Source organism: Micromonospora sp. NPDC050495 (assembly GCF_040655175.1).
Taxonomy (GTDB): domain Bacteria; phylum Actinomycetota; class Actinomycetes; order Mycobacteriales; family Micromonosporaceae; genus Micromonospora.
The window spans coordinates 84,156-109,153 of the sequence record NZ_JBFAJK010000012.1 but is presented as its reverse complement, the minus strand read 5'-3'; the positions used below and the strand labels follow the sequence as shown (position 1 = coordinate 109,153).

Genomic DNA, 24,998 nt, shown 5'->3' with positions numbered 1-24,998 from the left:
AGCGCCGACGGCTACCCGTTGCGGACCCGACCAAACGGGCCGGTACGGAGGCCGGCCGCGCACCGCTGTCAATCACTTGTCGGGGCTCAAGATTTGCGCAAGTTCCGGAGGGAAGCGCCGCCTGGGTCGCTGGCACCGGGGATCCTGTTCGCACCGGTGCCGGCACAGCCGCCGCCCCTGCACCGGGGCACCTGAACGGGGGATCGCGCTCCGCCGGCAACGCGGCTGGCGTAGCGCGATCAGGGGCTCACTCCCCCAGCGACGCTCAGTCGAGCTTGTCCCGCAGGTCGCTCACCCGCTTCTCCAGCCGGTCCACCGCCTGCTGGTTGTTGATGAACGTGCTGATGCCGGCGGCGAGGGCGAGCCCGAGCAGCACCGCCAGCACGCTGAGCACCAGGCCGCCGATCGCCACGCCCCGCCCGGTGACGCCCGGGCGCCGGCTCATCCGCAGCCCGACGATGCCCAGGATGACGCCGATGATCCCGAGCAGCAGCCCGACCGAGGCCAGGATCGCGGTGAGCACGCTGAGCAGGGCCGCCACCCCGAACACGAGCGCGAACGTCGCCGCGGCGCTGGTCTTCGCCTGGGTGGGTCCGGCCGCTGGCCGGGCGGCGGCACTTCGGCCGGCACCCGGCGCCGGTTCACTGGACGCTGTCATCACACACCTCGCGTTCCTCGCGTTCCTCGCACCGATCTCCGGCGGCGCATCCCCGCTCCAGCGGCCTTCATGCGTCGCGTCGACGGGCATTTCCGGCACTGCCGCCACTGCTCCTCCTATTCGTCCCGGTTTCGCGGAATGCCAGGCGCACCGCCGGGGACTCACGCCGTGACCCACGAGAGGAAGGACGAACCATGCGACTGACCGAGCAGCAGGTGCGTTCGCTGTACGGGCAGGATGTCCAGGACCGCTCGGGCGCCAAGATCGGCAGTGTGGCCCAGGTTTGGGCCGACGCCGCCGGGGAGGCGACCTGGGTCAGCGTGAAGACCGGGGTGATGGGCCACCGTGAGCAGATGGCTCCGCTCCAGGCGGCCCGGATGCAGCCGGACGGCCCGCTCCAGGTGCCGTACGACAAGGCGACCGTCCGCAGCGCCCCGGCCGTCGAGACCGGCACCGACCAGCCGCTCAGCGTGGATCAGCTCACCCAGCTGTACCAGCACTACCAGCTCGGGGAGCAGGCCGAGCGGCCGCCGCAGCGGATGCCCGGCGCGCCGGAGGTGACCCGGTCCGAGGAGCGGCTGCGGGTCGGCACCGAGAGCGAGCCGGCCGGCACGGCCCGCCTGAACAAGCGGGTGGTGACCGAGAACGTGCAGACGAGTGTTCCGGTCGAGCACGACGAGGTGACCGTGGTGCACGAGCCGGTCAGCGAGGCCGACCGGAGTGCCGCCCGCGCGGAGATCGGCGAGGAGCAGCGCGAGATGGAGCTGCGCGCCGAGCGTCCGGTGGTCGGCAAGGAGCAGGTCCCGGTCGAGCGGGTCCGGCTGACCAAGGACGAGATCGTCGAGGAGCAGCCGGTCAACGCGCAGGTCCGCCGGGAACTGGTGGACGCCGACGTGCCGGAGCGTGCCCGCCGGAACCGCTGACCGACGTGCGTCGCGGGCGGGTGGGCGATGGCCGCCCGCCCGGTCGTCGGCGGTTGGCACGTCGTACCGGCGATCTATGCTGGCCGTCCACCGCCGACGAAGGGCCGCCCGTGACCGTACGCCTCACCGGCGCCGAGGCGCTGGCGCTGCGGATGACCAGCCTGCTGCTTCGCCCGCACCCGGCGGCGCGTCCGAGCGGGGTGGCCGAGGTGGTCGAGTGGTTCGGCGCCATGCAGGCCCAGGACGTGGCGAGCGGCGAGTGGTCGCTCGGCGTACGCCTGCCGGGTCGCACCCAGGCGGATGTGCGCGCGGCGCTGGAGCGGCGCGAGGCGCTCCGGACCTGGCCGATGCGCGGCACCGTCCATCTGGTGCCGTCCCGCGACGCCCACTGGATGCTCGCGGTGACCGGGGTGCGGATGCTGGCCTCGGCCGCTACCCGGCAGGCCCAGCTCGGCCTCACCGCGGCCGACGCCGATCGGGCCGCCGACGTGCTCGGCGCCGCCCTGGCCGGCGGGGGCCGGCTGACCCGTGCCGAGTGCCTGGACGCGCTCCGCGCCGCCGGCCTGGACACCGCAGGCCAGCGGGGTTATCACCTGCTCTGGTACGCGAGCCAGCGCGGCGTCACCTGCATCGCCCCCCAGGTGGGCAAGGAGCAGACGTTCGCCCTGCTGGACGAGTGGGTGCCCGAGCCGCGCCGGCCGGAGCGCGACGAGGCGCTCGGCATCCTGGCGCGGCGCTACGTGCGCAGCCACGGCCCGGTCACCGCGCACGACCTCGCCCGGTGGACCGGGCTGACCGTCACCGACGCCCGCCGTGGCCTCGCGGTGGCCGGTGACGCGCTGGCCCCGGTCGAGGTCGACGGTGTGGCGGCGGCGGTCGACGCCGCGCTGCTGGACGCCCCACGCGAGCCGGTCGACGACGTGCACACGCTGCCCGGCTTCGACGAATACCTGCTCGGTTTCCGGGACCGCTCGCTGATGCTCGACCCGGCGCACGCCAACGCCGTGGTCCCCGGCAACAACGGGATCTTCCAGTCGACCGTGGTACGCGGCGGCCGGGTGGTGGGCACCTGGAAGCGGACGGTCGGGAAGCGCGCCGTCACGGTCACCGTCCAGCAGTTGACCCCGTTCGACGCGGCCCTGCGGGCCCGGGTGGAGTCCGCCCTGGCCGCCTACGCCCACTACCTGGGCCTACCGCTTCGTCACTCTTGGTGATCACTGCCGTTCCGGCCCGGCCCCGGCCGATGCATCACTGAGCGTCACCAGCGGTCGGGGCAGGCCTTTGCCGCAATCTTCGCCCGCACGCCATTGACCTGGCGTTTCCTGCCCGCGCCGCCGAACCGGCACCCGCCCTGGTCGCCGCCTTTGCTCTGCAGCCACGGACGCAGCACTCACACTCCGTTGGATGCTGCGCCGATGGCTGCAGAGCAAAGGCACCGGACCGCCCTCCCGTCGGGCGATAGGTGCGATTACATTCGGTAACCGCCAGCAGGGGTCGGGCCGGGTGTGGGGGTGCGCCCATCCTGCCGCCGTGGCGGGGGCGGGCGGTCGGGTGAGAGGGGTCCGACATACTGGTCCGCCGTGGATCTGAATGACTATCAGCGTGGCGCTCTGCGTACCGCCGCTTCACGCGACCGGCCGAACGAGCTGCTCCACCTGGTGCTCGGGCTGGTCGGCGAGTCCGGCGAGATCGCCGAGAAGTTCAAGAAGTGGGTCCGCGACCACGACAGCGACGAGTCGCGGATCGACCGGGCCGACATCGCGAAGGAACTCGGTGACGTGCTCTGGTACCTGGCGGTGCTCGCGGACTATCTCGACCTGTCGCTGGACGACATCGCGGCGGCCAACCTGGCCAAGGTCGCCAGCCGCCAGAGCCGGGGCGTGCTGGGTGGCAGCGGCGACAACCGTTGACCGGCCCGAGGGTCGGGGGGCAAGCGGCCGAGGACCGGGGCCAGAAGCCGTGGGCCGGGGGTTGACTTCGCCCCCGGCCCACGGCCTCGCGTTTGCGGTCAGTCGGCCAGCGCGCCTGCCGCCCGGCCCTCGTGCAGGGTCAGGTTCCGGCCGGTGGCCGGGTCGAACAGGTGGATCTTCTCCAGGTTGAACCAGACCCGGCGCTGTTCGCCCTCGCGTACCGGCGACTCGGCGGAGAGCCGGGTGACCAGGTTCGACCCCGCGCCGCTGAAGTCGGCCGCGCCGGCGTCGGCGGCCAACTCCTCCAGCTCGGCGGCGGTGGCCCGCTCACCCTCGACGGTGAAGTAGACGTACTTGTCGGAGCCCATCGACTCGACGATCTCGACGGGAGCGTCGAACTCCATGCCCCGCCGGCGGGTCTCCTCGTCCAGCAGCTCGGCGTCCTCGAAGTGCTCGGGTCGGATGCCGAGGATCAGCTCCCGGGGCGCGTCGGCCCCTTCGAGCTGGCGGCGGATCCGGTCCCCGATCGGCACGTCGCCGAGCGCCGTCCGCAGCCGGCCGTCCGCGACCGCGGCGTGCAGGAAGTTCATCGACGGTGAGCCGATGAACCCGGCCACGAACAGGTTGCGCGGGTGGTCGTAGAGCTCCTGCGGCGGGCCGACCTGCTGCACCGCGCCGCCCCGCATGATCACCACCCGGTCGCCGAGGGTCATCGCCTCGGTCTGGTCGTGGGTGACGTAGACGGTGGTGGTGCCGAGCTGCTTCTGCAGCCGGGACACCACGGTGCGCATCTGCACCCGCAGCTTGGCATCCAGGTTGGACAGCGGCTCGTCCATCAGGAACGCCTTGGGCTGGCGCACGATCGCCCGGCCCATCGCCACCCGCTGCCGCTGCCCACCGGAGAGGTTGGCCGGCTTGCGGTCCAGCAGCGCGGTCAGCTCCAGCACCTTCGCCGCTTCGTCGACCTTCTGGTTGATGGTCTCCTTGTCCAGCTTCGCCAGCCGCAGGGGAAACGCCATGTTCTCCCGCACGGTCATGTTCGGGTAGAGCGCGTACGACTGGAAGACCATGGCGATGTCCCGCTCCCGGGGCGCCTTGTCGTTCACCCGCTCGCCACCGATGCGCAGCTCACCGGAGCTGATGTCCTCCAGCCCGGCGATCATGTTCAGGGTGGTGGACTTTCCGCAGCCCGACGGGCCGACCAGGATCACGAACTCGCCGTCGGCGATCTCCAGGTCGACGTCCCGCACCGCGGTGGTCCCGTCCGGGAACCGCTTGCTCACCTTGTCCAGCACGATGTCAGCCACTGCTATCACCTATCCCTTGACTGCGCCGGAGGTCAGGCCGGAGACGATGCGGCGCTGGAAGAAGAGCACGAACAGGATGATCGGCACGGTGATCACCACGGCGGCGGCGCAGATCGCCCCGGTCGGGTCCTCGAACTGCGACTCGCCGGTGAAGAACTGCAGCGCCACCGGCACCGTGCGGGACCGCTCGGTCGAGGTGAGCGTGATCGCGAACAAGAAGTCGTTCCAGCAGAAGATGAAGACCAGGATGGCCGTGGTGAACACGCCGGGCGCGGCCAGCGGCGCGATCACCCGCCGGAACGCCTGGCCCTGGGTGGCGCCGTCCATCTTCGCCGCCTTCTCCAGGTCCCACGGGATCTGCTTGAAGAACGCCGACAGCGTGTAGATCGCCAGCGGCAGCGCGAACGTGATGTACGGCAGGATCAGCCCCGGCCAGGTGTCGAAGATGCCGAGCTGCCGTTCGATCTCGAACAGCGGCGACACCAGCGACACCTGCGGGAACATCGCGATCAGCAGCGAGACGCCGACCAGCACCTTCTTGCCGGGGAAGTCCAGCCGGGAGATCGCGTACGCGGCCATCGTCCCGAGCACCACCGCGATGGCGGTGGCGATCAGCGCGATGCCGATCGAGTTGATCAGGGCCCGGACGAACTGGTCGGTGTCGAAGATGGTCCGGTAGTTGTCCAGCGTCCACTCCCGCGGCCAGAACTTGCCGTCGGTGAGCGTGGCCGAGGTCTTGAACGACAGCGAGGCGATCCAGAGCACCGGGACCAACGCGAAGACGACGACCACGACGTCCAGCAGGCCCCAGCGCACCTTCGCCCGGGTGGTGGTTTCCACTGCCATGTCAGCGCCTCTCCCCGTCGTCGCTGCCCGGGGCAGCGGTGCCGAACAGCTTCACGAAGACGAACGCGATGATCGCCACGGTGAGGAAGATCAGCACCGACATCGTGGAGCCGATGCCGAGGTTCAAGCCCCGGATCAGGTTGTTGTAGGCGAGCATCGACACCGACGAGGTCTCGTTGGCGCCCGAGGTGAGCACGAAGATGTTGTCGAAGACCCGGAACGCGTCCAGGGTGCGGAAGAGCAGGGCGACCAGGATGGCCGGCTTCATCACCGGCAGCATCACCTTGGTGAACCGCTGCCACCCGGTCGCGCCGTCGGTGGAGGCCGCCTTGAGCAGGTCCTCGGGCACCAGCGCCAGCCCGGCCATCAGCAGCAGCGCCATGAACGGGGTGGTCTTCCAGATCTCGGCCAGCATGATGATCGCCAGCGAGCTGGCCCGCTCGGTGAGCGGGGCGCTGCCGTCGAGGAGGTTGGCCAGGTAGCCGGTGCCGGGCGTCCAGGCGTACCGCCAGGAGAACGCGGCCACCACCGTGACGATGCCGTACGGGATCAGCGCCGCGGTGCGGACGATGCCCCGGCCGACCAGGGTCCGGTGCATGATCAGGGCCAGCGCCATGCCGAGCACCAGCTCGACCACGACGGTGACCACGGTGATCAGGGCGGTCACCCCGAACGCGGTCCACCAGAACTGGTTGGTCAGCACGGTCACGTAGTTGTCCAGCCCGACGAACTCGCGCTCGTCCGGGAAGCGCAGGTCGAAGCGCTGCAGGGACAGCCAGACCGAGTAGAGGATCGGGTACGCGGTGACCAGCACCATGACCAGGGCGGCGGGCGCGCAGAGCAGCCAGCCGAGGCGTCGCTCGGCCCGCTTGTTCTCGCTCAGCGCCGGCCTGGGTCGGCGGCCGGCGCGCTGCCCGGGCACCGCGGCGTGCCGGCCGGTGGGGCGTTCGGCCTCGGCCGCGACGTCCGCGCCGGCGGGTGTGGCGTTGATGCTCATGCGATCGCCTCCGGACGGTCGTCGGCGAAGCGGTGACGGGTGCTCACGGCAGGACCCCCTTCGACTCGAGGGCGTCGGCGATCGCCGAGCGCAGCTCGTCCGCGGTCTGCTCGGGCCGGATGCCGGACGGCGGCGACAGGATCGCCGACATCACCGTGGAGATGCTCTGGTACGCGGGGGTCAGCGGCCGGACCGCCGGCTCCTTGAGCTCCTCCAGGATGGTGTCCTTCATCGGGTACGCCTTGTCCATCTCCGGGTCGTCGTAGACCCGCTCGATGGTCGGCGGGACGCCGTCGTTGACGGCGGAGAACTTCTGGTGCTCGGCGTCGCGGATGCACTTCGCGGCCTCGAAGGACTCCCCCGGGTGCTTCGAGTAGGTGCTGACCGCCAGGTTGACCCCGCCGATGGTGACCTTGCTCGGGGTGTTCGCGTCGGCGCCCGGCACCCGGGCCCACTTCACCTTCTGCGCCAGCTCCGGGTTCGCCTCCTGCATGGCCGGATACACGAACGGCCAGTTGACCTGGAAGGCGCCCGCGCCGGACTGGAACTCCAGCCGGACCGGGTCCTCGGTGGCGTTGGCGAACGACGGCGACGTCACGCCCGACGTGGCGAACTTCTTGAGCTGGTCGAGCGCCCGCACGGTGCCGGCGTCCATCACGGCCCGCTTGCCGTCGTCGCTGAGGATCTTGCCGCCGGCGCTCTCCGCGAGGGTGTTGTAGAGGACGACCAGACCCTCGTACTGGGCGCCCATGGTGAGCACCTGGTACGGCTTGCCCTGCTGCTTGAGCTGCTGGGCCGCGCTGATCATCTCGTCCCACGTCTTCGGCGGCTCCGGCACCAGGTCGGTGCGGTACCAGAGGAGCTGGACGTTGGTGTTCTTCGGCGCCGCGTACAGCTTGCCCTCGTAGCGGGCGGTGTCCAGCGGGCCGGCCAGGGTGCCCTGCTCCACCTCGGCCTTGTCCTGGCCGGTCCACTCCCGGATCCAGTCGGCGCTGGCGAACTCCTGGGTCCAGGTGATGTCGAGGCCGAGCACGTCCATGCCGCTGTCCTGCGCGGCGAGCCGGCGCACCATCTGCACCCGCTGCTCGTCGGCTTGCCGGGGCAGCACCCGGTAGACGATCCGGTAGCGCCCGTCGGCGCGGGCGTTGCAGTCGTCGACCACCTTCTGCAGGTTCTGCTCCGGCGGGTAGTACAGGTTGATCGTCGGCGGGCCGCCGTCACCGCCGGAGCCGCAGGCGGCCAGCGGCGCCGTCAACGCCAGTGCGGCGGCTGCCGCCGCCGCACGCCGTGCCGGTCGCCGCCGTCGCGCGGCCCTGTCGGGGTCTGTCGTCATCGCCCTCCCCCTTCCGTTGGCGAAGAGCCGGGGAGGTCACCCGTGCCCCGGCGCACGGCGAGACGGTCGGGACACCGGCCACGCACCGTTTCGCCCGCGCCCCGGGCGTTTCGTGCGCTGGACAGTGCCCGACCTGCGACGTCGTGAAACGTGGCGGTCACGGGACGGACACCACAGGTCACCTGGTGGGACGGCTCACACCGCGCGGCGGACCGCCGGGGCCGGCCGAGGCCAGGGCGGGGCCGGGCCGGGCCGGGCCGGCCGGGGCGGAGCAGGACCGGCCGGGCGTCGCGGGCCGGGCGGCCGGGCATCCGGGGCCGCGCGGGCCGGGCGGCCGGCGCACGTCCCAGGCTGTGGACGGTGAGGCTACCCAGCGTGCGCCCCGGTGGGTTAGCGTCAGGTCTGCTCCGCAGCCAGCGCGTCGCCGTCGAAGTCGATACGCCTCCGGCCGACCCCAGCCCGCCCGATCGGTTGGTTCTCGCGCGAACATCCCTCTGCGGTCCCACCGGTTGGGCAGGATCAGCCCAACGAGGAGGTGCCGTCGTGCAGGACACCCGCGCTCTCGCCCTGACGTTCGAGGTGAGCGGCCTGCCCCCGGTCAAGACCGAGGCCCTGTCCCTCTTCGCCGCCGGGCACCGGCAGGCGACGAGGGTCCGTGCCCTGCTCCAGGCCGCCTGCACGGCGGCCCAGCGCACCGGCTGGACCCCGCTCGCCGGTCCGGTCGAGGTGGACGTGATCCTGCGCTGTCCGCCCGGGCACCGCACCTCCGACGCCAGCACGCTGCTGGGCGGGGTCTGCGCGGTGCTCCAGGACAAGAAGCGGGTGGCGAACATCGGCCTGGCCCACCTCGGGGTGCTGGTCGACGTCGCCCTCTACGGCGACGACCGGCAGATCCGCCGGCTGGCGTACGCCGAGGAGCCGGCCGAGGACTTCTCGTACCAGGTCCGGGTGGCCGCCGTGCCGACGGCGGTTTGACCGACGGCCGCGGTGGGGTATCGCGGACGCCGATGAAGGGAGCGCCGATGTCGGAGCCACATGTCACGCTCGATCCGAGCGGGCTGGATCCGGTGCAGCAGAAGCTGCGCGGCCCGCTGGAGGATCAGCTGACCTCGGCCCTGCAGGCGGCCACCGACCGGGTTCGCGCCTCCTACGCGGGCGAGCCGGTCGAGGAGGTCTGCCGTCGGCTGCTCGACGAGACCCGGTCCGGGCTGCACCCGGACATCGCCGCCGGCTTCAACCCGGACATGGACGAGTTCTGCCGGGTCGCAGTGGCTATCGTCCGGGGTGAGGTCTGACCCGACCGCGCCGCCCGGTGCGTTCGGGTTTCAGTCGCGCCGCACGTCCACCGAGATCACGTGGGCCCCGTCCGGCCGGGTGGACTCGCTGCACCGCACCGCCACGGTGCGCGCGACGCCGAGGCCGAAGCTGACCTGCCCCTCGAAGTCACCGGCCGCCGCCCAGCCGCGCAGCGTCGGGTAGCCGATGGTGGCCGGCGGCATCGTCGCGGTGGCGCGGCCGTGCGCGTCGTGGGCCTGCGCCGGGCTGAACCGGACCGCCAGGTCCGCCGTGGCGGGCAGCTCGATTACCGTGCCCTGTCCCTCGGTCTCCAGCCGGTCCACGTAGGCCACCTGGTAGGACGGGGTCGGCCCCCGGAAGGCGAAGCTGATCCGGCCGAACCCCTCCGCCGGATGGTCGCCGACCTGCACCTGCACCTGCACCAACGGCGGCAGCGGCTCGCCGGGCTGCGGGTCGACCGGCACGCTCACCCAGTGCTCCACCCGGGCCGGCGTGGCCGGCACCGCCCAGCCGTAGGTGACGTGCCAGTCGCCGGCCACCGGCGGCTGCCCTGTGCGGGTCGGCGGGGGCGCGGCCGGGGTGGCGGCGGGCGTGGTGGGGGCAGCGGTCGCGCCGGGTGCGCTCGCCGTCGAGGGCGCCGGGGCCGCGCCGCCGGGGTCGGTCGGGGTGCAGGCCGCCGCGAGCAGCGCGACCACGCCGGCGAGCAGCAGTGGTACGCGCCGAAGTGGCCGATCATCCCAGGTCAACGACCCGACAGCCGGCAGTGGGACGACTAGTTGTCGGTGTGGTGGTCGCGACGCCGGAAGGCGGTGGGAGCCGGGGTGACGTCGGTGCGCCATGTCGGTAGCGGGTGCAGCGCTGGCGCCGACAGCCGCGCCAGTTCGGCGGCATAGTCCCGCACCAGCGGCGGCAGCCGGAGCCCACCCGAAGCGTCGAGGCAGATCAGGTGGGCGTCCAGCAGCTTCTCCAGCGCCCGCCACACCCGCCCGACCGGCACACCCAGCCGGGCCACCGTGTCGCCCGAGGGCACCGAGGCCTCCGGCTCACTGCCCAGCAGAGCGAACACTCGCCCGACCAGCTCGTCGTCGGCGCGGACCGCCGCGTATCCCAGGTCGATGCGCTCCCGCACCGACAGGTCGTCGTCGGTCAGCCAGTCCAGCCGGTGCCAGGGATCCCGCAGCTCCCGCACCAGGCCGGTCACCGGTGCCGACGGCCGGGCGACCATCCTGGACGCCACCACGCGCAGGGCCAGCGGCGAACCGCCGCAGAGGCGGACCAGCTCGTCGGCCTCGGTGGGCGCGGCAGCCAACCGCTGCGCAATGCCGAACGCGTCCAACAGCGCACGCCCGTCCTCGACCGACAAGGGGTCGAGGTCCACCCGGCGTACGCCGTCGAGATGGCGCAGGCGGCGATGGGCCACCACGATCAGCGCGGAGCCGGGAGCGGCCGGGACCAGCGCCCGCACCTGCGTGGCGTGCGTCACGCCGTCCACCACGATGAGGACTCTGCGCTCGGCCAGCAGGGAGCGGACCATGCCGGCCCGCTCGCCGGTCCGCTCAGGAGCCGTCGCGCCGCGAACGTCGAGCGCCCGAAGCACCCGGGTGAGCACGTCGTCCTCGCTGACGGACAGCTGGTAGCCGAGGTCGACGAAGACCTGACCGTCGGAGAAATCCGAGGCGACAGCATTGGCCACGCGGACCGCCAGGACCGTCTTACCGCTGCCCGGCGCCCCGCTGAGGACGACGGCGGCTGACGCGCCACCGGTGACGGCCGCTGCCATCTCCGACTGTTCCCGGCTGCGCCCGACAAAGGTCGACAGTGTGGCGGGCAGTTCGCGTGGCACAGTGGCCCCGCTGTGCCGGCCGGCATCCCGAGCGACCGCGAAGACGGGTAGCGGCTTCTGGTACGACAACTCGGGTGACCGGTCGAGCACGGCCCGGTGCAGACGCTGAAGCTCCTCGCCGGGCTCGATGCCCAACTGCTTTCCCAAAACGGTTCTGGCCTCCCGGAAGGCGAGCAGCGCCGCCGGCACGTCCCCGCTGCGGTAGAGGGCCACCATCAGCTGGCCCCAGGGCCGTTCCCGCAGCGGATGCTCAGCGGTCGCCCGACGGAGCCGGGCCAGCAGGTCACCCTGCATGCCGATCGCGAGCTGGGCGTCGACCAGGTCCTCGAACACCTGGAGCCGCTGCTCGTCCAGGCTGGCGCAGCAGTTCTCCAGGGCCGCACCACTGGTCAGGCCGTCACCGGCCGCGCCACGCCACCGGGCCAGCGCCGCAGCCAGGGACTCGACCGCCCCGGCCGGATCGTGCGCGCTCAGCCGGGACCGGCCCTCCTCGGCGAGTCGCTGGAAGACGGTCACGTCGAGTTCGTGCGGCGCCAGCCGCAGCTCGTACGCCTGAGGGCGGGCGAGCAAGCGTTCCCCGACCGCCTGCCGGAGGGCTGCGGCGTGCGAGCGGAGGTTGGCCACCGCCGACGAGGGCGGGTCGGACCAGACCATGCCGGCCAGCCGGCGCAGGGACACCGGGTGGTTGGCCTCCAGGGCCAGGCTGGCCAGGACGGTGCGGCGCTTCGCCGATCCCGGTGTGAGGTGCCGGCCGTCCACCGACAGCTCCACCGGACCCAACAAACGTACGTTGATCTCCATGCGCCACTCCCCCGTGGACAATGAGCGCTGCTCACGCTAAGCGACCGGGCTAACACGGAGAAGATGAGCACGGGACCCAATAAAGTGATGTTTATCAATCTGTTGGCCCCGCGTGTCCAGGTAACGTGGAGACGCCGCCGGTCGCTACACCGCAGGCTTGGGTCCCCCGACAAGTCAGCGACCTTCGGTCGTGGTCGGTCTGCCCAGAGCAGGTCCCTGCAACCCTTCGCGGGAGCCGCGCGAGTCGCATCCCGAACTGTCGCGCCGCCCTTCCTGTTCGGGAGCAACTGCCGCAGCCGCAGGCGACCGCACCCGGCACCACCAAGTCCTGACCGGGCATCCAGGCCTGCCAACACGGCCGCTGGCGTGGGGTCATCATGAGCCACTCTCGCAGCAGGTGCCCGCAGGTCGCACGACGAAGTCAGCCAGCAGGTCAGTCGCCTCGCAGGCATGTCGGCAAATCTTCACGCACAACGCAACGGCGAGGGTGCTGATGTCGCGTCGCGACCTCAACACCCTCGCCTCATGCGAACGAACCAGCAGATCCCCTCGGAATCATCCGTCTGGGCATCCGAGGTGATTAAGCGAGAGGAACATGCAATTTATCGCTAGCCCCTCGCCGGAGAGTCACCCGGATTCATCTCAAGGAACTGTCGATAAACCAGGTGCAGTAACGCCGCATACGCATGCTGCGATCTGGCAACTCGTTGACTGTCCCCGGAGACCCTCTCCGTAATCCCATCGAGGCGTGACATGATCTCCTTCAGGAGAGAGAGGACGTCGACAGGCGCCTCGACGAACACCCCACGCTCGACGAAGCGAATCACCGTGGTCACGTATTCGTCAGCTTCTGCAAGATCACCGTGAGTGTCGATTAGCTCCGCACCGGCCCCGCCTACGGGAAACGGCAGCGCCCGCCACAGCATGTAGGAATCGATAAAACTCAGCATCGACCCTGCTTCCACTAGCTCATGTACCAGAAGGAGACGAGCTTACCATCTGGCCCGATGATTCCACCCGGCCCGCCATTCGGATTCGTGTACTTCACACCGAACTGGCCGTCGCCGAAGTCCATCCGCTTCGCGTTGAGACCGGCCTTGCCGCCGGGTTGCGTTAAACGCTCGGCCCAATTCTGCGCGTCCCGCAGGTACTGCTCCCGTGAAACGCCCGCCGGTCGGCCATGCTTTTCATAATGGTAGTCGAAGCTGTCTTCCGAGGTGTTGAATGTTCCCGGATTCCAAAGTTCTGGTATATCGGCAGGGAAGGCACCGGCGACTTCTTGCTGCCGCTTCAGAGCCGCGTTGATGATCTGGCGCTCGATGTCGTCACGATCCGCCCAGCACGCCGTGTGGAAGACGCTGGGGAAAATCGTGCCGTCGCAGCCGTTCGCGGCATACCAGTCGTCCACCGCGTCGTCGATCGGCTTGCAGTTCGAATCGCACAGTCCGGTGGTCGGATCAATGGTGGCAGCTGGGGGTGACGAACTACACTCCGGCTCACACAGTTCCGAATTCGCGGCGGTCTGGTTCGCCGTACCGCAGTCGACGCCCTCATAGTTGCCAGTTACGTAGTTCTGGTAGCAGTGTCCGTCCAGCTCTACGGCGGTGATGGGGTTACCGGCACCGAACGCGTACCGGTTGCCGGTCCACGGGTTCGTGCCCAGCTTCAGGTCGGCGAGGGCCCCGTTGTAGCTGTCCCGGGTGAGGAACCGGTTGAGATTGGGGTCGTAGTCGCGGAAACCCATGTCGTAGGCGCCCGAACTTTGGTCCCAACGCTTGGCGTTGAACCGGTAGGCGTTGTACGGCTCCTTGGTCGGATCGGCCGCGTCAGGCTTGTCGATGCCGGTGAACTGGGCATCGTCGTTCTTGCCGTAAGCGGTGTACCCGTAGGTGGCCTTGGTGTCGCCGGTGTCGTCGGTCAACTGTTCGACGTCGGTGTGCTGGTCGTATCCGTAATAGGCGTTCTCCTCGGTCCCGTCGCCGCTGTGCGTGATTTGGGAGAGGCGCTGTCCCCACGGGGAGTACTGGTAGGACTTGGTAAGCCTGCCCGCGACTTCCTCGTCGAGCACCTCCTTGGAGAGGCCGAGATAGTTGAAGGTGGTGGTCTTCTCCTTCGCGCTGCCGATGTCGGTGGTCTTGGTGGCCGTCCGGTCCAGCGGGTCGTACGTGTACTTGGTCGTCGAGGCTCCGGAGCCAGTGTTCTGACGATTCTCGATGACGTGATCAAAGCCGTCGTAAACGTTGCGCTCCAAGACCGTGCCGCCGAGCGTGACCGTGTCCAGCCGCCCGAATGGGTCGTAGTTGTACAACCAGGTGCTGCCACCGGCTGACGACGTCAGCAGACGGTTGCGGTCGTAGTTGAACGCCGTCGTGATGCCCTTGATGCTCTGGCTGACGACGTTGTTGTTGGCGTCGTGGACGTAGCTTTCGGTGCTCGCACCGTCGCCGGTCTTGGTCACGGAAGCCACGCGGTCGCGGGGATCGTAGGTGTAGTCGCTCGTGGTGTTGAGGTAGGCCGAGTGGTTGTCGGCGTTCATCTTCTTGGCGACGTCGCGGGTGCGGTTGCCGTTGAGGTCGTAGGTATAGGTGTGCTGCGACACCAACGTCCCGTTGGGCTTCTTCTCGATCTGAGTGTTGAGCATTCCGTCGAGGTAGTAGGTGTAGTCGACGGTGTTGCCGTTACCCTTGGTCTGCTTGAGCTTCTCCCGGCGGTCGGTGTACGTGAAGCTGGTGGTCTTGGCGTTTGGGTCGGCGGCAGTTTTTCCGTTCACCACCTGCGACACGAGGTCTCGGGGGTCATACGTGTAGCTGGCGTACTGCTTGTCGTGCGTCGTGGTCAGCGGGGCGCTGTTCTCGTTGTAGGTGAACGACGTGCTGTCCGTGACCGCTCCGGACTTGCTCTCCGTGACCGTCTGCACCTGGTTGAGGTCGGTGTAGGCAACCGCGTAACTGTCCACCCGGGCACCGGGTGAAGCGTCGGCGATGGTAGTCAGGTTCCCGTTGGGGTCGTAGCGGTAGCTGTAGTTGTGCTTCTCGTCGTCTGTGTCGCCGGAGTTGTCCCGAACGAGCTTGACCGCGTCGGCGACGACCGTGCCGGTGGCCTGGTCCGACAGAGCGACCTTGTGGGTGTTGCCCTCCGTGAAGCTGAAGGAGCCGAGGCTGACCCAAGTGCCGGTGTTGGTGGTCTGGTTTAGCGTCTTCGTGGCGTTGCCGCCGCCGTGGCTCACCGTGTACTTGGCGTCGGTGGCCGCGCCGGTGACCTGTGGGTAGCGGGCAAAGACCTCGTACGTGCCGGACTGCGGCACGTTCAACTGCCAGGTGAAGGTGTTCGCACCGGTCCCTGCGGATCGGGTGGCGTAGTTGGTGCCATAACTGCCGGCAGCCGTGTTGGCGGTGGTCCAGGTGCCGGTTGCGCTGGTGTTGTTGAAGTCGGAGTTGTCGACGAGGACGATTTGCTTGCCGACCGGCACGCCGTCGTCCGCGCGGGACCTCAGCTTGCCGTCCGGAAAGTAGGACCAGGTCATCGTCCGGTTCGACGACCCGCCGGCCGAGGTGACCGTCCGCGCCGTCTGGGCGCCGAGGTCGTCGTAGTTGTACGAGGTGACGATGTCCCACGGATCAGCCGACGACTTGGTCCACCCGTTGTCGTAGTAGGTGTACGTGGTGTCGTTGCGGACCGACTCGCCCGAGGACGGCGGTGCAGACTGGGTGGTCAGGCGACCGGCCGCGTCATAGGTATAGGTGGTGACGTCCGCGGTGGTGTAGCGGCTGTCGTCCTTGTCGTAGGCAGTGCGGGTTTCCTTGACCCGATTCAGCTTGTCGTAGACGGTGACGGAGGCGAAGTCGTCCGGGTCATCGGTAGTGGCGACACCCCGGGGACTGATTACCTTGGTCTGGTTGCCGACCTGGTCGTACTCGTACTTCGTGATCCGGTAGGAGACGGTGCCGTTGTCGTTCCGCTGTGGCACCTTGACCTGGGTCGGCTTGCCGAGCGGGTCGAGGGTGACCTCGGTGGTGTACCCGAGCTGGTCACTGGTCGCCGTCACCTTCCCGTCCCGGTCGTAGGTTCTGGTGGTGAACTTGCCGATCGCGTCGGTCATCTTGGTGATTCGGTGCGCGCGGTCGTACTCCACCTTGGTGGTGTAGTCGGTGGTGTCCGCGGTGGCGTTCTTGCGCGGGTCGCTCGCGGTGACCACGTTTCCGACGTTGTCGTACTCGTACGTGATCTTCCCGTTCTTGGCGTTGGTGACGCTGATGAGCTGGTAGATCGCGTCGTAGGCGTTCGTCGTGATGAAATCACCCGCCTCAGGGCTCAGGTTTCCCTTCGGCTCAGTAGTGGTGAGCAGGTTGCCGGCCTTGTCGTACGTGTAAGACGTCCTGCGCTCCGGGTCACCCGCCTCATCCACCGGGGCCGTCGTATAGACGGCCTGGTCGGCCTTGTCGTACAGGGCGGTCGCGATGGCCCCGTTCGGCGCCGTCAACTCGTAGACGTTGTCGTTGGCGTCGTACTTCGGGGCCGGGGTGGTGATCCACCGGTTGGCGAGCTGATCGACGGCGACCTTGTTCTCCAGCGGCCGACCGAACGTGTCGTACGTCTGGGTGGTGTCGTGGTTCAGCGCGTCGGTGACCTTGAGGACCTGACCGCGCACGTCGTAGAGGTAGGTGGTCGCCTTCTGGTCGGCATCGCTGATGGTCGTCGGGTAGCCGCTCGCATGGTAGGGCCCGTACGACGTCGTGTTGCCGTTCGCGTCGGTGTTCGTCAGCAGCTGACCGAAGCCGTCGTAGGTATAGGAGGTCTTGTAGTCGTCGGCGGTCGTCGTCGTGTTGCCGATCGGGTCGACCACCCAGGAGAGGTCACCGTCGGTCTCATAGCCGAAGGTCCACTTGCGTCCCTCCGGGCTGGTCTTACTCACCAGATCGGCGACGTATCCGTTGAGCTGCCGTTGGTAGGTCAGCGTGGTGCCCGGCCAGCCGTTCTTGACCGCCTCAGCATCCTTGATCTCGGTCGGGTAGCCGGTCTTGGCGTCGTACGTCCAGGTCGACACCGCGCCGTTGTCCTCGGTGAGCTTGGTGACGTTGTGGTCGCCGTCCCACTCCAGCTTGGTGACCTGGTTCTTTGCGTTGGTGGTCTGCGTGGGCCGGCCGTAGTCGTCCATCACGTAGGCCGTCGCGTGGTTCTCCGCGTCCGTCACCGTGGCGTTGATGGTCTGCCCCTGCGGGCCGTCCGGGTCGGTGTACGCGAACGCCGTGGGGTAGCCGAGCCGGTCGGTGTAGGACTTGGTGGTCCAGTGGAACCGCGGGTCGTCACCGGTCTTCGGGTAGTTGTACGCGAGGTTGGTGGCGTTGCCGCGCGGGTCGGTGGTCCTGACCAGCTTGACGTTCTTGTTGCCCTGGGTCATGTCGTAGGCGAACTTGAACGTCTTCGGCGCGCCGTTGGTGGAGCCGGCGCCGTCGATCAGCTCACCGAGCAGGCCCTTGTCGGTGTACGTGAAGGTCATCTTCCGACCGGAGATGTCGGTGAGTTGCGAGACGTGGTCGATGATCTTCGGGTTGGTCAGGCTGGTCGCACCGGACACCCGGGCCCAGGTGGTGTCGTTGACGTAGTCGTAGGTCTGGCCCTTGGCGTAGTAGTCGATGGTCAGGGCCTTCCGACCGGTCGGGTCGGTGATGTAGCGGAGGAACTTGGTCGGCTTGTTGTTCGACTTCCGCTCCTCGTAGGTGAACACCATCGTGTTGCCGTTGTTGTCCACCGTGCTGGTGAGGAAGCCCTCGCAGTCGTAGTAAAACTGCGTGCGGTCCGGCTTGGTCAGCCGCCACGCCTTCGGCTCCTGAGTGTTCGGCTTGCAGTCCGAGGTGGTGATCTTCTCCAGGTAGAGGTGCACGCCCTTCGGGCTCTGCCACGTCGAGGTGGCCGAGTCCCAGGTGAACCAGTGGCTGGTGCCGTCCCCGTCGGTCAGGGTGATCTTCGTCGGGTTCGGGTTCGGATGGAAGTCCAGCGGGCTGCCCAGGCGCATCATCGAGGAGGCTTGGAGGGACCAGCCGTATCCGGCGACCGTGTCGGAGGTGTCCAGCGAGTTGTACGCCAGCCGGACGAACGTCGAAAGGCCGCGCCCAGGGTTGCTGAACCCGTTGTACGACCAGACCGTGTTGCCGGAGTACAGGTTGTTCATCAGGGTGCCGCCGGCACCGGTGTTCTTGCCCGCGTACGAGTAGAACTTCTCCAGGCCGAGCTGGTCGGAGGTCGGCTCCACCACGGCCACGTTCTGCGGCAGCGGCTTGAGCGCCGGCGCGATCTCCGACAGCCACTGCCCGGTCAGCTTGTTGTGCAGCTGCCAGTTCAGCACGTAGTCGGTGCGCTTGTTGCCCTCGTCGGTGCTGGCCGGCGTCCTCACCTGGGCGGTCAGGTCCACCGTGCCGCCGGCCGGGATGTCGGCCGGCAGCGGCGTCAGCGCCTGCGCCGCCACGTCGGTGACCGCGCTGCCGTCGGCCCGGGTCCACTGGTAGCCCAGCTCCCAGTCGGTGGTCTTCCAGGCCGCCTGCGTCGGGTTCGACACCGACACCGGCGCGGTGTAGGCCGACGCGGGCGCGAGGTTGGTCGGCGTCCGGGCCGCGTAGTAGGTCGACTCCGGGGTCTGCTCCAGGTAGGTGACCTCCAGCGTCGGCTCGAACATCGAGTCCTCGGCCTCGGAGGCGAGCATCATCGCCCGGGCGTTCTGGTTGACCTCGTCACGCATCCGCAGCAGCAGGCCGTTGTTGGTGCTCGGGGTGGCCACCCAGGCCTTCACCGGACTCGTGAGGTCCCAGGTCTCCCACTCCGGGTCGTTGGCGAACCCGTTGAAGCCGGCCTTCCAGGAGGTGTCGTAGTCACCACCGGGCGTGGTCCAGGCGTTGGTGCCGTCGTAGGTGTTCCAGGTGGCCTTCGTCTCGTCGGTGAAACCGCGGGTGAGTTTGTAGACGTCGACGTACTGGGTCCGGTCCGTGCCGGGCTGGAGCGAGGTGTTCCACATCCGCAGCTGGGCGGCGGTCACCTGGGCGTTCGTCGGGATCGCACCGGCCAGGCTTGACCACTTCACCACGCCGCGGGTCACCCCGTAGGTGGTGGAGTTGTTGCCCACGCCGACGTACGGGTCACCGTCGTAGACGTTGACGTTTGTGGTGGGCTTGAGCTTGGACAGGGTGGTGTCGGTGACACCGGTCCGGAAGATCTTGGTGATCTGGCCGGCCTTGGGCAGCATCGCCGGCACCGTCGGGCCGGGGATGAGCTGACCGTCGGCGGTCTTCACCGCCACCATGTAGTAGTAGAACTGCCGGTCCATCGGGTTGGTCTTGTCCGCCGGCGTCGGAGTGGCGGTGGTGTCCTGGAAGGACTTCGTCGCCGACGAGACCGGGGAGATCAGCGTCGCGGCGCTCGGCGTGTAGTTCTGGAACGGGCTGCGGTGGACCTGGTATTCGACGATGTCGTCACCCGTCGCGCTGGAGGGGTCCTTGTAGGCGGGCCAGTCCAGCACCGCGCCGGTCGAGGTGATCGTGGTCGGCGGGTTCACCGTCACCCCCGGCCGGCCGTACGTGACGACGAGCTTCGGCAGGTTGTAGTCCCGCCGGTCGTTCATGTACGCGTACTCGGACGCCTCGAAGATCGCGCCGCCCTGCTTGGCCAGCGACTCGTTCCTGGCCTTGAGCATCACGCCGTAGTTGGGGGTGCCGTTCGCCCACTGCTGTACGGTGCTACGCACCGGAAAGGACAACCAGGTGCTGGAGTGCGACGCTTCCTTGAGCGCGCCATTCTTGCTGAACCGCACGGCGTCCGCGATGACCGCCTTGTTCGCCTGGTCACCGAGCACGACCTTGCCGGTGGTGCCCGCGTCGAACTGGTAGAACCCCAGGTTCGCCCAGCCACCGGTGCCCCTCGGCGTGGTCTGGTCGACGTTGACCGTCTTGACCGCGCCACCCTTCGAGTAGACGGTGTACGGCGCCACGGTCGCCCGGTCGGAAGCGCCCACGTAGTGCGCCTCGACCTTGTACTCGCCGGCCTCGGTGATGTTCGGCGTGTAGGTGTAGGTGTCGCCCGTCACCGCATCGCTGTTGACCCGGTAGTCGTCGCCCACAGCGTACGCGGTCAGCGTGCTGGCGGAGGCGGTCCAGGTTCCCTTGGCGGTGGCGTTGGTGTCGCCGTCGTCGACGGTGACGATGGTGCCGGTCAGCGCCGTGTCACCCTGGCCGCTCATCGACTGCCAGGTGGCCGTGTCCTCGGCCCAGCCGGTCTTGAGCCGCTGGACCTCCATCGGCACGTCGTACTGGTAGATCCCGTCCAGGCTCTGGTCGTAGTAGACCATCACCTCGGCGTCGTCGATCGTGGTGTTCGCCGGGATCGAGCTGGTGTCGAACTTCAGCAACGACCGCCACGTCGCGTCCGAGCCGGTGCCCACCTTGAGCTGGTAGGTGTTGTTGAGGTTGGTGGTCGGCGCACCCGAGGAGATCTGCACGTCCTGGGCGTCCGTCGGCACCGGCTGGATCTTGATGGTCGGGTCGATGACCACCGGGTACGTTCGGGCGCGGTCACGCAACCAGGCCGCGTCGGCCGACACGGTCACCGTGGTCTGCCCGTACACCTGCTGGACCCGCTGGCTCACCGCGGTGCTGGTGACCGGCTTGCGGGCGCTGTCGTACATGTACGGCGCCGGCATCACCAACTCGGCGGGGCCGCCGTCGGGCCGGACGAACGCGATCGAGCCGTCCGCCCGTTGCTGCGCCACCAGACCCTTGGTGTCGAGGGTGAAGGTGTACGACACCGCGCCCGTCGGGGCCTGGCGCAGCACGATCTTCTCCTTCAGCGCCCCCGGGGTGACCGTGTACGCCACATCGGCACCGTCGGCGAGGCCGGCGTAGCTGACGGTGGACCCGGCAACCGTGGGGGCGGCGGCCTTCGCGCCACCGGCGAGGCCCAGCTCGACCGCCCGGCCGTCCCGCTCGAAGCGCACCAGGTTGTCGCTGCGCCCGCCGAAGAGGCTGGTGAAGCTGTTGGTGGTGTTCTGCTGCAGGTAGCCGGTACGGGTGGCCGGCGTGACCCGGGTGTCGATGGGCCGCCAGTCGCCCTTGGGGTCCCGGTAGTTGACCGGCACCGCGGAGAGTTCGGCCTGGAGCCGGCCGTCCGAGAGCTGGTAGACCCGGCCGTTGGCGGTGCGCTTGCCGGGAAGCTCCCGCACCCGCGTCGCCGGGGGCGGCTTCTTCGCCGTCGGCGGCTTCTCGCTGAGCGAGAGGCCGGCGCTGCCCACCTCGGCCTTCGCCCGGCCGGAACCACCCTCGACCAGACCACGTGCGGCGTCACCGAGACGGGCGATCAGCCCGCCGTCGGCGTCGCTGGTGTGGGACGCCCGGTCGGCGCGCTCGGGCGTACGGTCCGGTAGGACCTCCATCCCGCCGAGCGTGGCCACCATGGCCAGCACCAGTCCCCCGATCAGGGGACCCCTTGATCGTCTTTTCACCCGTAACCCTCCGGTCCTTTCGGTGACAGGACGGGTGAAGGCTAGAAACGACCGATATACGGGTGGCTATATCTCAACTACTCCCGGCGGGGCGCGTGGGCCCGCCTACCAGGTGGGCCATTCACGGTCGAAGACCTCTGGGACCACGCCCGAGCGTGCACTCCATTCGGTCCGCTCGTCGTCGGCCACCACCAGCGGCCAGGCGGGCGACCCGCGCCGGTCATCCGCACCGATGAAGGAGAGGGCGCGGTGAAGGTCCAGCGTTCTCCAGGCCACCCAGCCCTTTCCGGACGCCTTGTGCTCGTTCTTACGCCGACGACCGGCCCGTGCGGATCACGAAGCGACGCGGGGGCATGGTGGCGTTCGAGTCGGCGGCCCAAGCAGGACGGTCCCGCCACGCGATCGACTCCGGGGACTGGGAGCCTCCAGATGTCGCCCGGACGACCTGCGGCAACCGGTATGGCCACGATGACCTCACCCTCGGTACCGGCGCGCTGCCGTCAGCCGATGACGTCGGGGGACTTGACCAGCACGAGGGCGAGCAGCAGCAAGGTCAGGCCGACCAGCACCGCCACCTGCACCAGGGTCCGCCGCTTCGCCGGGGCGTAGGCCACGCCGAGGGCGGCGACGCCACCGGCCAGCAGGCCGCCGAGGTGCCCCTCCCAGGAGGTCCAGCCGGCCGAGAAGACCATCCAGATCAGGAACGGAATGATCACCCGGCTCGGCTCGATCGGATGGTGGTGCAGCCGCCGGGCGAGCACGACGTAGCAGCCGGCCAGCCCGTACACCGCGCCGGAGGCGCCCACGGCACCCTGGTGCGGGTCGATGAGGAAGCCGAGCACCGAGCCGCCGAGCGCGCCGAGCAGGTAGACCGCCAGGAACCGCGGCCCGCCGAGCCGTTCCTCGACCACCCGACCGAGCAGCCACAGCCAGTACAGGTTGAACACGATGTGCAGGATGCCGAGCACGCCCTGGGTGGGCAGCAGGTGCAGGAAGGCGGAGGTGATCAGCCGGTACCACTCGCCGTGCGCGATCCCGATGAGCTGGTAGCCCGGGTAGTCGCCGCCGTCGTCGACGTACCGCTGGCCGGCGTCGTCGACCAGCGCGGTGCCGATGCTGTCGAACTGGTCGAGGATCGCCGGGTGGGCCAGCTCCAGCAGGTAGGCCAGCACGGTGAGCGCGATGAGCGTGTACGTCACCACCGGGCGGCTGGTCGGCCGGCCACCGAAGACGGTCCGGGCCTGCCGGACGGTGCGGTTGTCGTCGCGTACGCAGTCCGGGCAGCGGTGCCCCACCGGGGCCTCGCGCATGCAGTCCGGGCAGATGTGCCGGTCGCACCGGGCGCAGCGCAGCAGCGTCTCCCGCCGGGGGTGCCGGTAGCAGGTGGTCCGCCCGTCCTCGGCGGGAGGCGGGTTGGTGCTGATGGTGTCCATGTCGTACGCGGGTCCCCAGTTCGGGCGTCGGGTGGGACCGGAGGCTACCCCGACCGGCCGGGCGCGCGCATCGGCCGATCCGGGCAGCCGGCGGGTCAGTAGCGGTCGAGCACCGCGTAGGGGCCGAGCACGATGCGCGGGTGGGCGGCCGGGTCGAGCCAGGTGAGCACGCCGACCAGGTGCTCGTGGGAGAGGCTCACGCAGCCGGCGGTCGGGCCCGACGGGGTCGTGCTGAACTCGTGCAGGAAGATGCCGCTGCCGGCGCCGGGGACCGGCTTGGGCACGTTCGGCGCCATGTTGTAGGTGATCACCGCGAAGTGGGTGTACGCGGGCCGCTCCTGCCAGAGCGCCTCGCTGTAGCCGCCGGGGTTGGTGGTGGTGTGCTGGAAGGTGTTGTAGGCGGGCGAGTCCGGGTTCTCGTTCCACCAGTCGTTGGTGACGATCGGGTGGTAGGGATAGCGGACGCCCGGGTTCGCGGCGATGCCGTACATGGTCGGGCCGAAGGAGTAGACGCCGGTGGGCGTGGTCGCGACGCCCTCGACGTGGTTGTCGCTGAAGCCCTTGGCGCCGATCCGGGCCGGCAGCGGCGCGGACACGGGTCGCCAGCGATGGCCGACCTTCCGGAACGTCTCAAGCGTCGCGGAGGTGGTGGTCCAACTCGTCGCGCCGACGATGACCACCTGCGTGGTCTCCTTCGGCAGCGTGCTCAGCAGCGAGGCACGGTTCTTGGTGACCACGCCGCCGCGGGGCAGGGCGGGACTGGTCTCGCCGACGTCGGGATCGGTGACGGCCGCCGCGGCGGGCGTGGCGCCGCCGGCGATGACCGGCGCCACGACGCCGGCCGCGGCGCCGATGATGAGGGATCTCCGCTTCACCCGGACGATCCTGGCACTTCGCCCGGAATCCCGGTGCCCCGTGAAGAGTGACTTTTCTGCCCCGGCCCGAAAGGCGTGTCGATGTAACGCCAGGCCGGCGAGGCGCGCCCGCGCGCCGGAGGGCACCACGCACCGGCGACGTGCCGGGGCCGCGCCCAGAACGGCGGCCGAAAAGCCGGATGGGTCAGGACCGGGTCCGCAACTCCCCGGTCCTGACCCCAGCCGTCCGGCGTGGTAGCGGTCTCCGCCGTCGCGAGCGCCGGCAGGCGTGGCACGCCGCCACGCCGGGCTCAACACGGCGAGCCGGCCCGCCTGCACTCAGCTCCACGGTGCCCAACTACCGGACTTCGGCGCGTTCCCGACTCACCCCGAAGAGCCGTGAACGCCGGCTCAGGTTAGGCATCGCGTCGCAGGCCGGACAAGGTTTACCGGGCTCGCCGGAATGTGATTGATGCCAAGGTCGAAAACCGGCATGTCGGCGTAACGGGGTCAGCCGGCCTGACGCTGTTTGTCCTCGAGGCGAGTGGTGCGCCGGGCCTCCGGTCGGGGCCCGACCAGAGCACCCGCGGCGGCCGCCCCGGCGATCAACGCGACCGCCGCCAGGTGCAGCAGCCGCACCCCGGCCGGCGCCGCGACACCGGCCGCCGGCAGCCCCGGCAGCACCAGGCAACCGAGCGCGGTGACCGGCAGCGCCACCGCCCAGAACACCGCGGGACGGGCCGGCGGCACGGGCGGTCGTACCCCACCCACGATCTCACCCCGGCGGGCGGCCCCGACGGCCAGGGTGAGCACCACGACAGCGCCGCCCAGCGAGCCGATCACGTCCGCGAACTGCCACCAGTACAGGCCGGTCGCCGCGTGGAAGTCCGCGACGCCCAGCAGCCGGGGCAGCCGCTGGGTGTGGGTGAGCCGGTCCCACGCGACGTGGCTGGCCGCGCCGATCAGCGCGGAGCAGGTGGTGACCTGCCACGGGTGCCGGACGGCGCCCAGCGCGGCGTGATCGCGCCAGCCGAAGAGGCGCCCGCCGGGCAGGTGCACCACGATGCCGGCGATCACCCGGCGGACGATCCAGGCGTACGCCAGCGCGACCGGCAGGCACCACCAGAGCAGCCCGCCGAGGGTGTGGGTGCGCAGCCCGGGGTCGAGCCGGGTGCCGGTGAACAGGTAGCCCACGTCCGGGGCGACCGCCCCGGTGGCCAGCGCCACCCCGTCGAACCAGTGCGGGCGCCACAGCTTCAGCGGCAGCACCGGCGCCAGATGCGACGGGAAGGTGAGCGGCACAGCTCGGAGGTTAC

Annotated in this window: 18 protein-coding genes; 5 read left to right on the top strand and 13 right to left on the bottom strand. The window is 69.5% G+C overall.

Translation table 11 applies throughout. The features are described 5' to 3' along the window. Nucleotides 1–265: 265 nt before the first annotated feature. The gene (locus tag AB0I11_RS15145) at nucleotides 266–658 is read right to left on the bottom strand and encodes a hypothetical protein (protein WP_357319481.1); all 393 of its coding nucleotides are present in this window, start codon (nucleotides 656–658) and stop codon (nucleotides 266–268) included. A gap of 194 nt (nucleotides 659–852) precedes the next feature. Between AB0I11_RS15145 and AB0I11_RS15140 the strand changes: the two genes are divergently transcribed. Together AB0I11_RS15140 and AB0I11_RS15135 are read left to right on the top strand one after the other, a co-directional pair. After that, nucleotides 853–1,581 (top strand): YsnF/AvaK domain-containing protein, encoded by a 729-nt coding sequence (locus tag AB0I11_RS15140; protein WP_357319479.1) that lies wholly within the window; start codon nucleotides 853–855, stop codon nucleotides 1,579–1,581. Between the two features lie 110 nt (nucleotides 1,582–1,691). Continuing rightward, nucleotides 1,692–2,795 carry a winged helix DNA-binding domain-containing protein gene (locus AB0I11_RS15135; RefSeq protein WP_357319476.1) on the top strand — a complete coding sequence of 368 codons (1,104 nt, stop codon included), beginning with the start codon at nucleotides 1,692–1,694 and terminating at the stop codon, nucleotides 2,793–2,795. Nucleotides 2,796–2,839: 44 nt separating this feature from the next. Here the strand turns inward: AB0I11_RS15135 and AB0I11_RS15130 are convergent, their stop codons facing one another. Further along, a complete protein-coding gene (locus AB0I11_RS15130; RefSeq protein ID WP_357319473.1) occupies nucleotides 2,840–2,971 on the bottom strand; it encodes a hypothetical protein in 132 nt (43 codons plus the stop codon). Nucleotides 2,972–3,161: 190 nt separating this feature from the next. Between AB0I11_RS15130 and AB0I11_RS15125 the strand changes: the two genes are divergently transcribed. Beyond that, nucleotides 3,162–3,491: a nucleoside triphosphate pyrophosphohydrolase family protein gene (locus AB0I11_RS15125; RefSeq protein WP_357319470.1), complete on the top strand. Its 330-nt coding sequence runs from the start codon at nucleotides 3,162–3,164 to the stop codon at nucleotides 3,489–3,491. Between the two features lie 98 nt (nucleotides 3,492–3,589). On the opposite strand, the gene ugpC is transcribed toward AB0I11_RS15125, so the two are convergent. From ugpC to AB0I11_RS15105, 4 genes are read right to left on the bottom strand one after another with little or no spacing between them, the layout of a single operon-like run. After that, nucleotides 3,590–4,798 (bottom strand): sn-glycerol-3-phosphate ABC transporter ATP-binding protein UgpC, encoded by a 1,209-nt coding sequence (ugpC, locus tag AB0I11_RS15120; protein ID WP_357319467.1) that lies wholly within the window; start codon nucleotides 4,796–4,798, stop codon nucleotides 3,590–3,592. Nucleotides 4,799–4,807: 9 nt separating this feature from the next. Further along, the gene (locus tag AB0I11_RS15115; RefSeq protein WP_357319464.1) at nucleotides 4,808–5,644 is read right to left on the bottom strand and encodes a carbohydrate ABC transporter permease; all 837 of its coding nucleotides are present in this window, start codon (nucleotides 5,642–5,644) and stop codon (nucleotides 4,808–4,810) included. Between the two features lies 1 nt (nucleotide 5,645). Beyond that, nucleotides 5,646–6,641 (bottom strand): sugar ABC transporter permease, encoded by a 996-nt coding sequence (locus AB0I11_RS15110; RefSeq protein ID WP_357319461.1) that lies wholly within the window; start codon nucleotides 6,639–6,641, stop codon nucleotides 5,646–5,648. Between the two features lie 43 nt (nucleotides 6,642–6,684). After that, nucleotides 6,685–7,974, bottom strand: a complete 1,290-nt coding sequence (locus tag AB0I11_RS15105; RefSeq protein WP_357319458.1) for an ABC transporter substrate-binding protein — start codon at nucleotides 7,972–7,974, stop codon at nucleotides 6,685–6,687. A 543-nt stretch (nucleotides 7,975–8,517) separates the two neighbouring features. Between AB0I11_RS15105 and AB0I11_RS15100 the strand changes: the two genes are divergently transcribed. Both AB0I11_RS15100 and AB0I11_RS15095 read left to right on the top strand, forming a co-directional pair. Continuing rightward, a complete protein-coding gene (locus AB0I11_RS15100) occupies nucleotides 8,518–8,949 on the top strand; it encodes a hypothetical protein (protein WP_357319455.1) in 432 nt (143 codons plus the stop codon). Between the two features lie 47 nt (nucleotides 8,950–8,996). Continuing rightward, nucleotides 8,997–9,269, top strand: coding sequence for a hypothetical protein (locus AB0I11_RS15095; RefSeq protein ID WP_357319452.1), 273 nt, complete (start codon nucleotides 8,997–8,999; stop codon nucleotides 9,267–9,269). Nucleotides 9,270–9,299: 30 nt separating this feature from the next. Here AB0I11_RS15095 and AB0I11_RS15090 read toward each other — a convergent pair whose 3' ends face one another. The 7 genes from AB0I11_RS15090 to AB0I11_RS15060 all read right to left on the bottom strand — a co-directional run bounded on the left by AB0I11_RS15090 (nucleotide 9,300) and on the right by AB0I11_RS15060 (nucleotide 24,984). Next, nucleotides 9,300–10,016 (bottom strand): hypothetical protein, encoded by a 717-nt coding sequence (locus AB0I11_RS15090; RefSeq protein WP_357319449.1) that lies wholly within the window; start codon nucleotides 10,014–10,016, stop codon nucleotides 9,300–9,302. A gap of 26 nt (nucleotides 10,017–10,042) precedes the next feature. Next, entirely contained in the window at nucleotides 10,043–11,914 is a 1,872-nt protein-coding gene (locus AB0I11_RS15085) for a BTAD domain-containing putative transcriptional regulator (protein ID WP_357319446.1), read from the bottom strand. A gap of 608 nt (nucleotides 11,915–12,522) precedes the next feature. Further along, nucleotides 12,523–12,864 (bottom strand): hypothetical protein, encoded by a 342-nt coding sequence (locus AB0I11_RS15080; RefSeq protein WP_357319443.1) that lies wholly within the window; start codon nucleotides 12,862–12,864, stop codon nucleotides 12,523–12,525. Nucleotides 12,865–12,878: 14 nt separating this feature from the next. After that, the gene (locus AB0I11_RS15075; protein WP_357319440.1) at nucleotides 12,879–21,326 is read right to left on the bottom strand and encodes a DNRLRE domain-containing protein; all 8,448 of its coding nucleotides are present in this window, start codon (nucleotides 21,324–21,326) and stop codon (nucleotides 12,879–12,881) included. 569 nt (nucleotides 21,327–21,895) lie between these two features. Then, the gene (locus tag AB0I11_RS15070) at nucleotides 21,896–22,828 is read right to left on the bottom strand and encodes a rhomboid family intramembrane serine protease (RefSeq protein ID WP_357319437.1); all 933 of its coding nucleotides are present in this window, start codon (nucleotides 22,826–22,828) and stop codon (nucleotides 21,896–21,898) included. A gap of 95 nt (nucleotides 22,829–22,923) precedes the next feature. Continuing rightward, on the bottom strand, nucleotides 22,924–23,703 hold the full coding sequence (locus AB0I11_RS15065; protein ID WP_357319434.1) for a L,D-transpeptidase family protein: 780 nt from the start codon (nucleotides 23,701–23,703) through the stop codon (nucleotides 22,924–22,926). 489 nt (nucleotides 23,704–24,192) lie between these two features. Further along, nucleotides 24,193–24,984: a DUF4184 family protein gene (locus tag AB0I11_RS15060; RefSeq protein ID WP_357319431.1), complete on the bottom strand. Its 792-nt coding sequence runs from the start codon at nucleotides 24,982–24,984 to the stop codon at nucleotides 24,193–24,195. Nucleotides 24,985–24,998 lie beyond the last annotated feature (14 nt).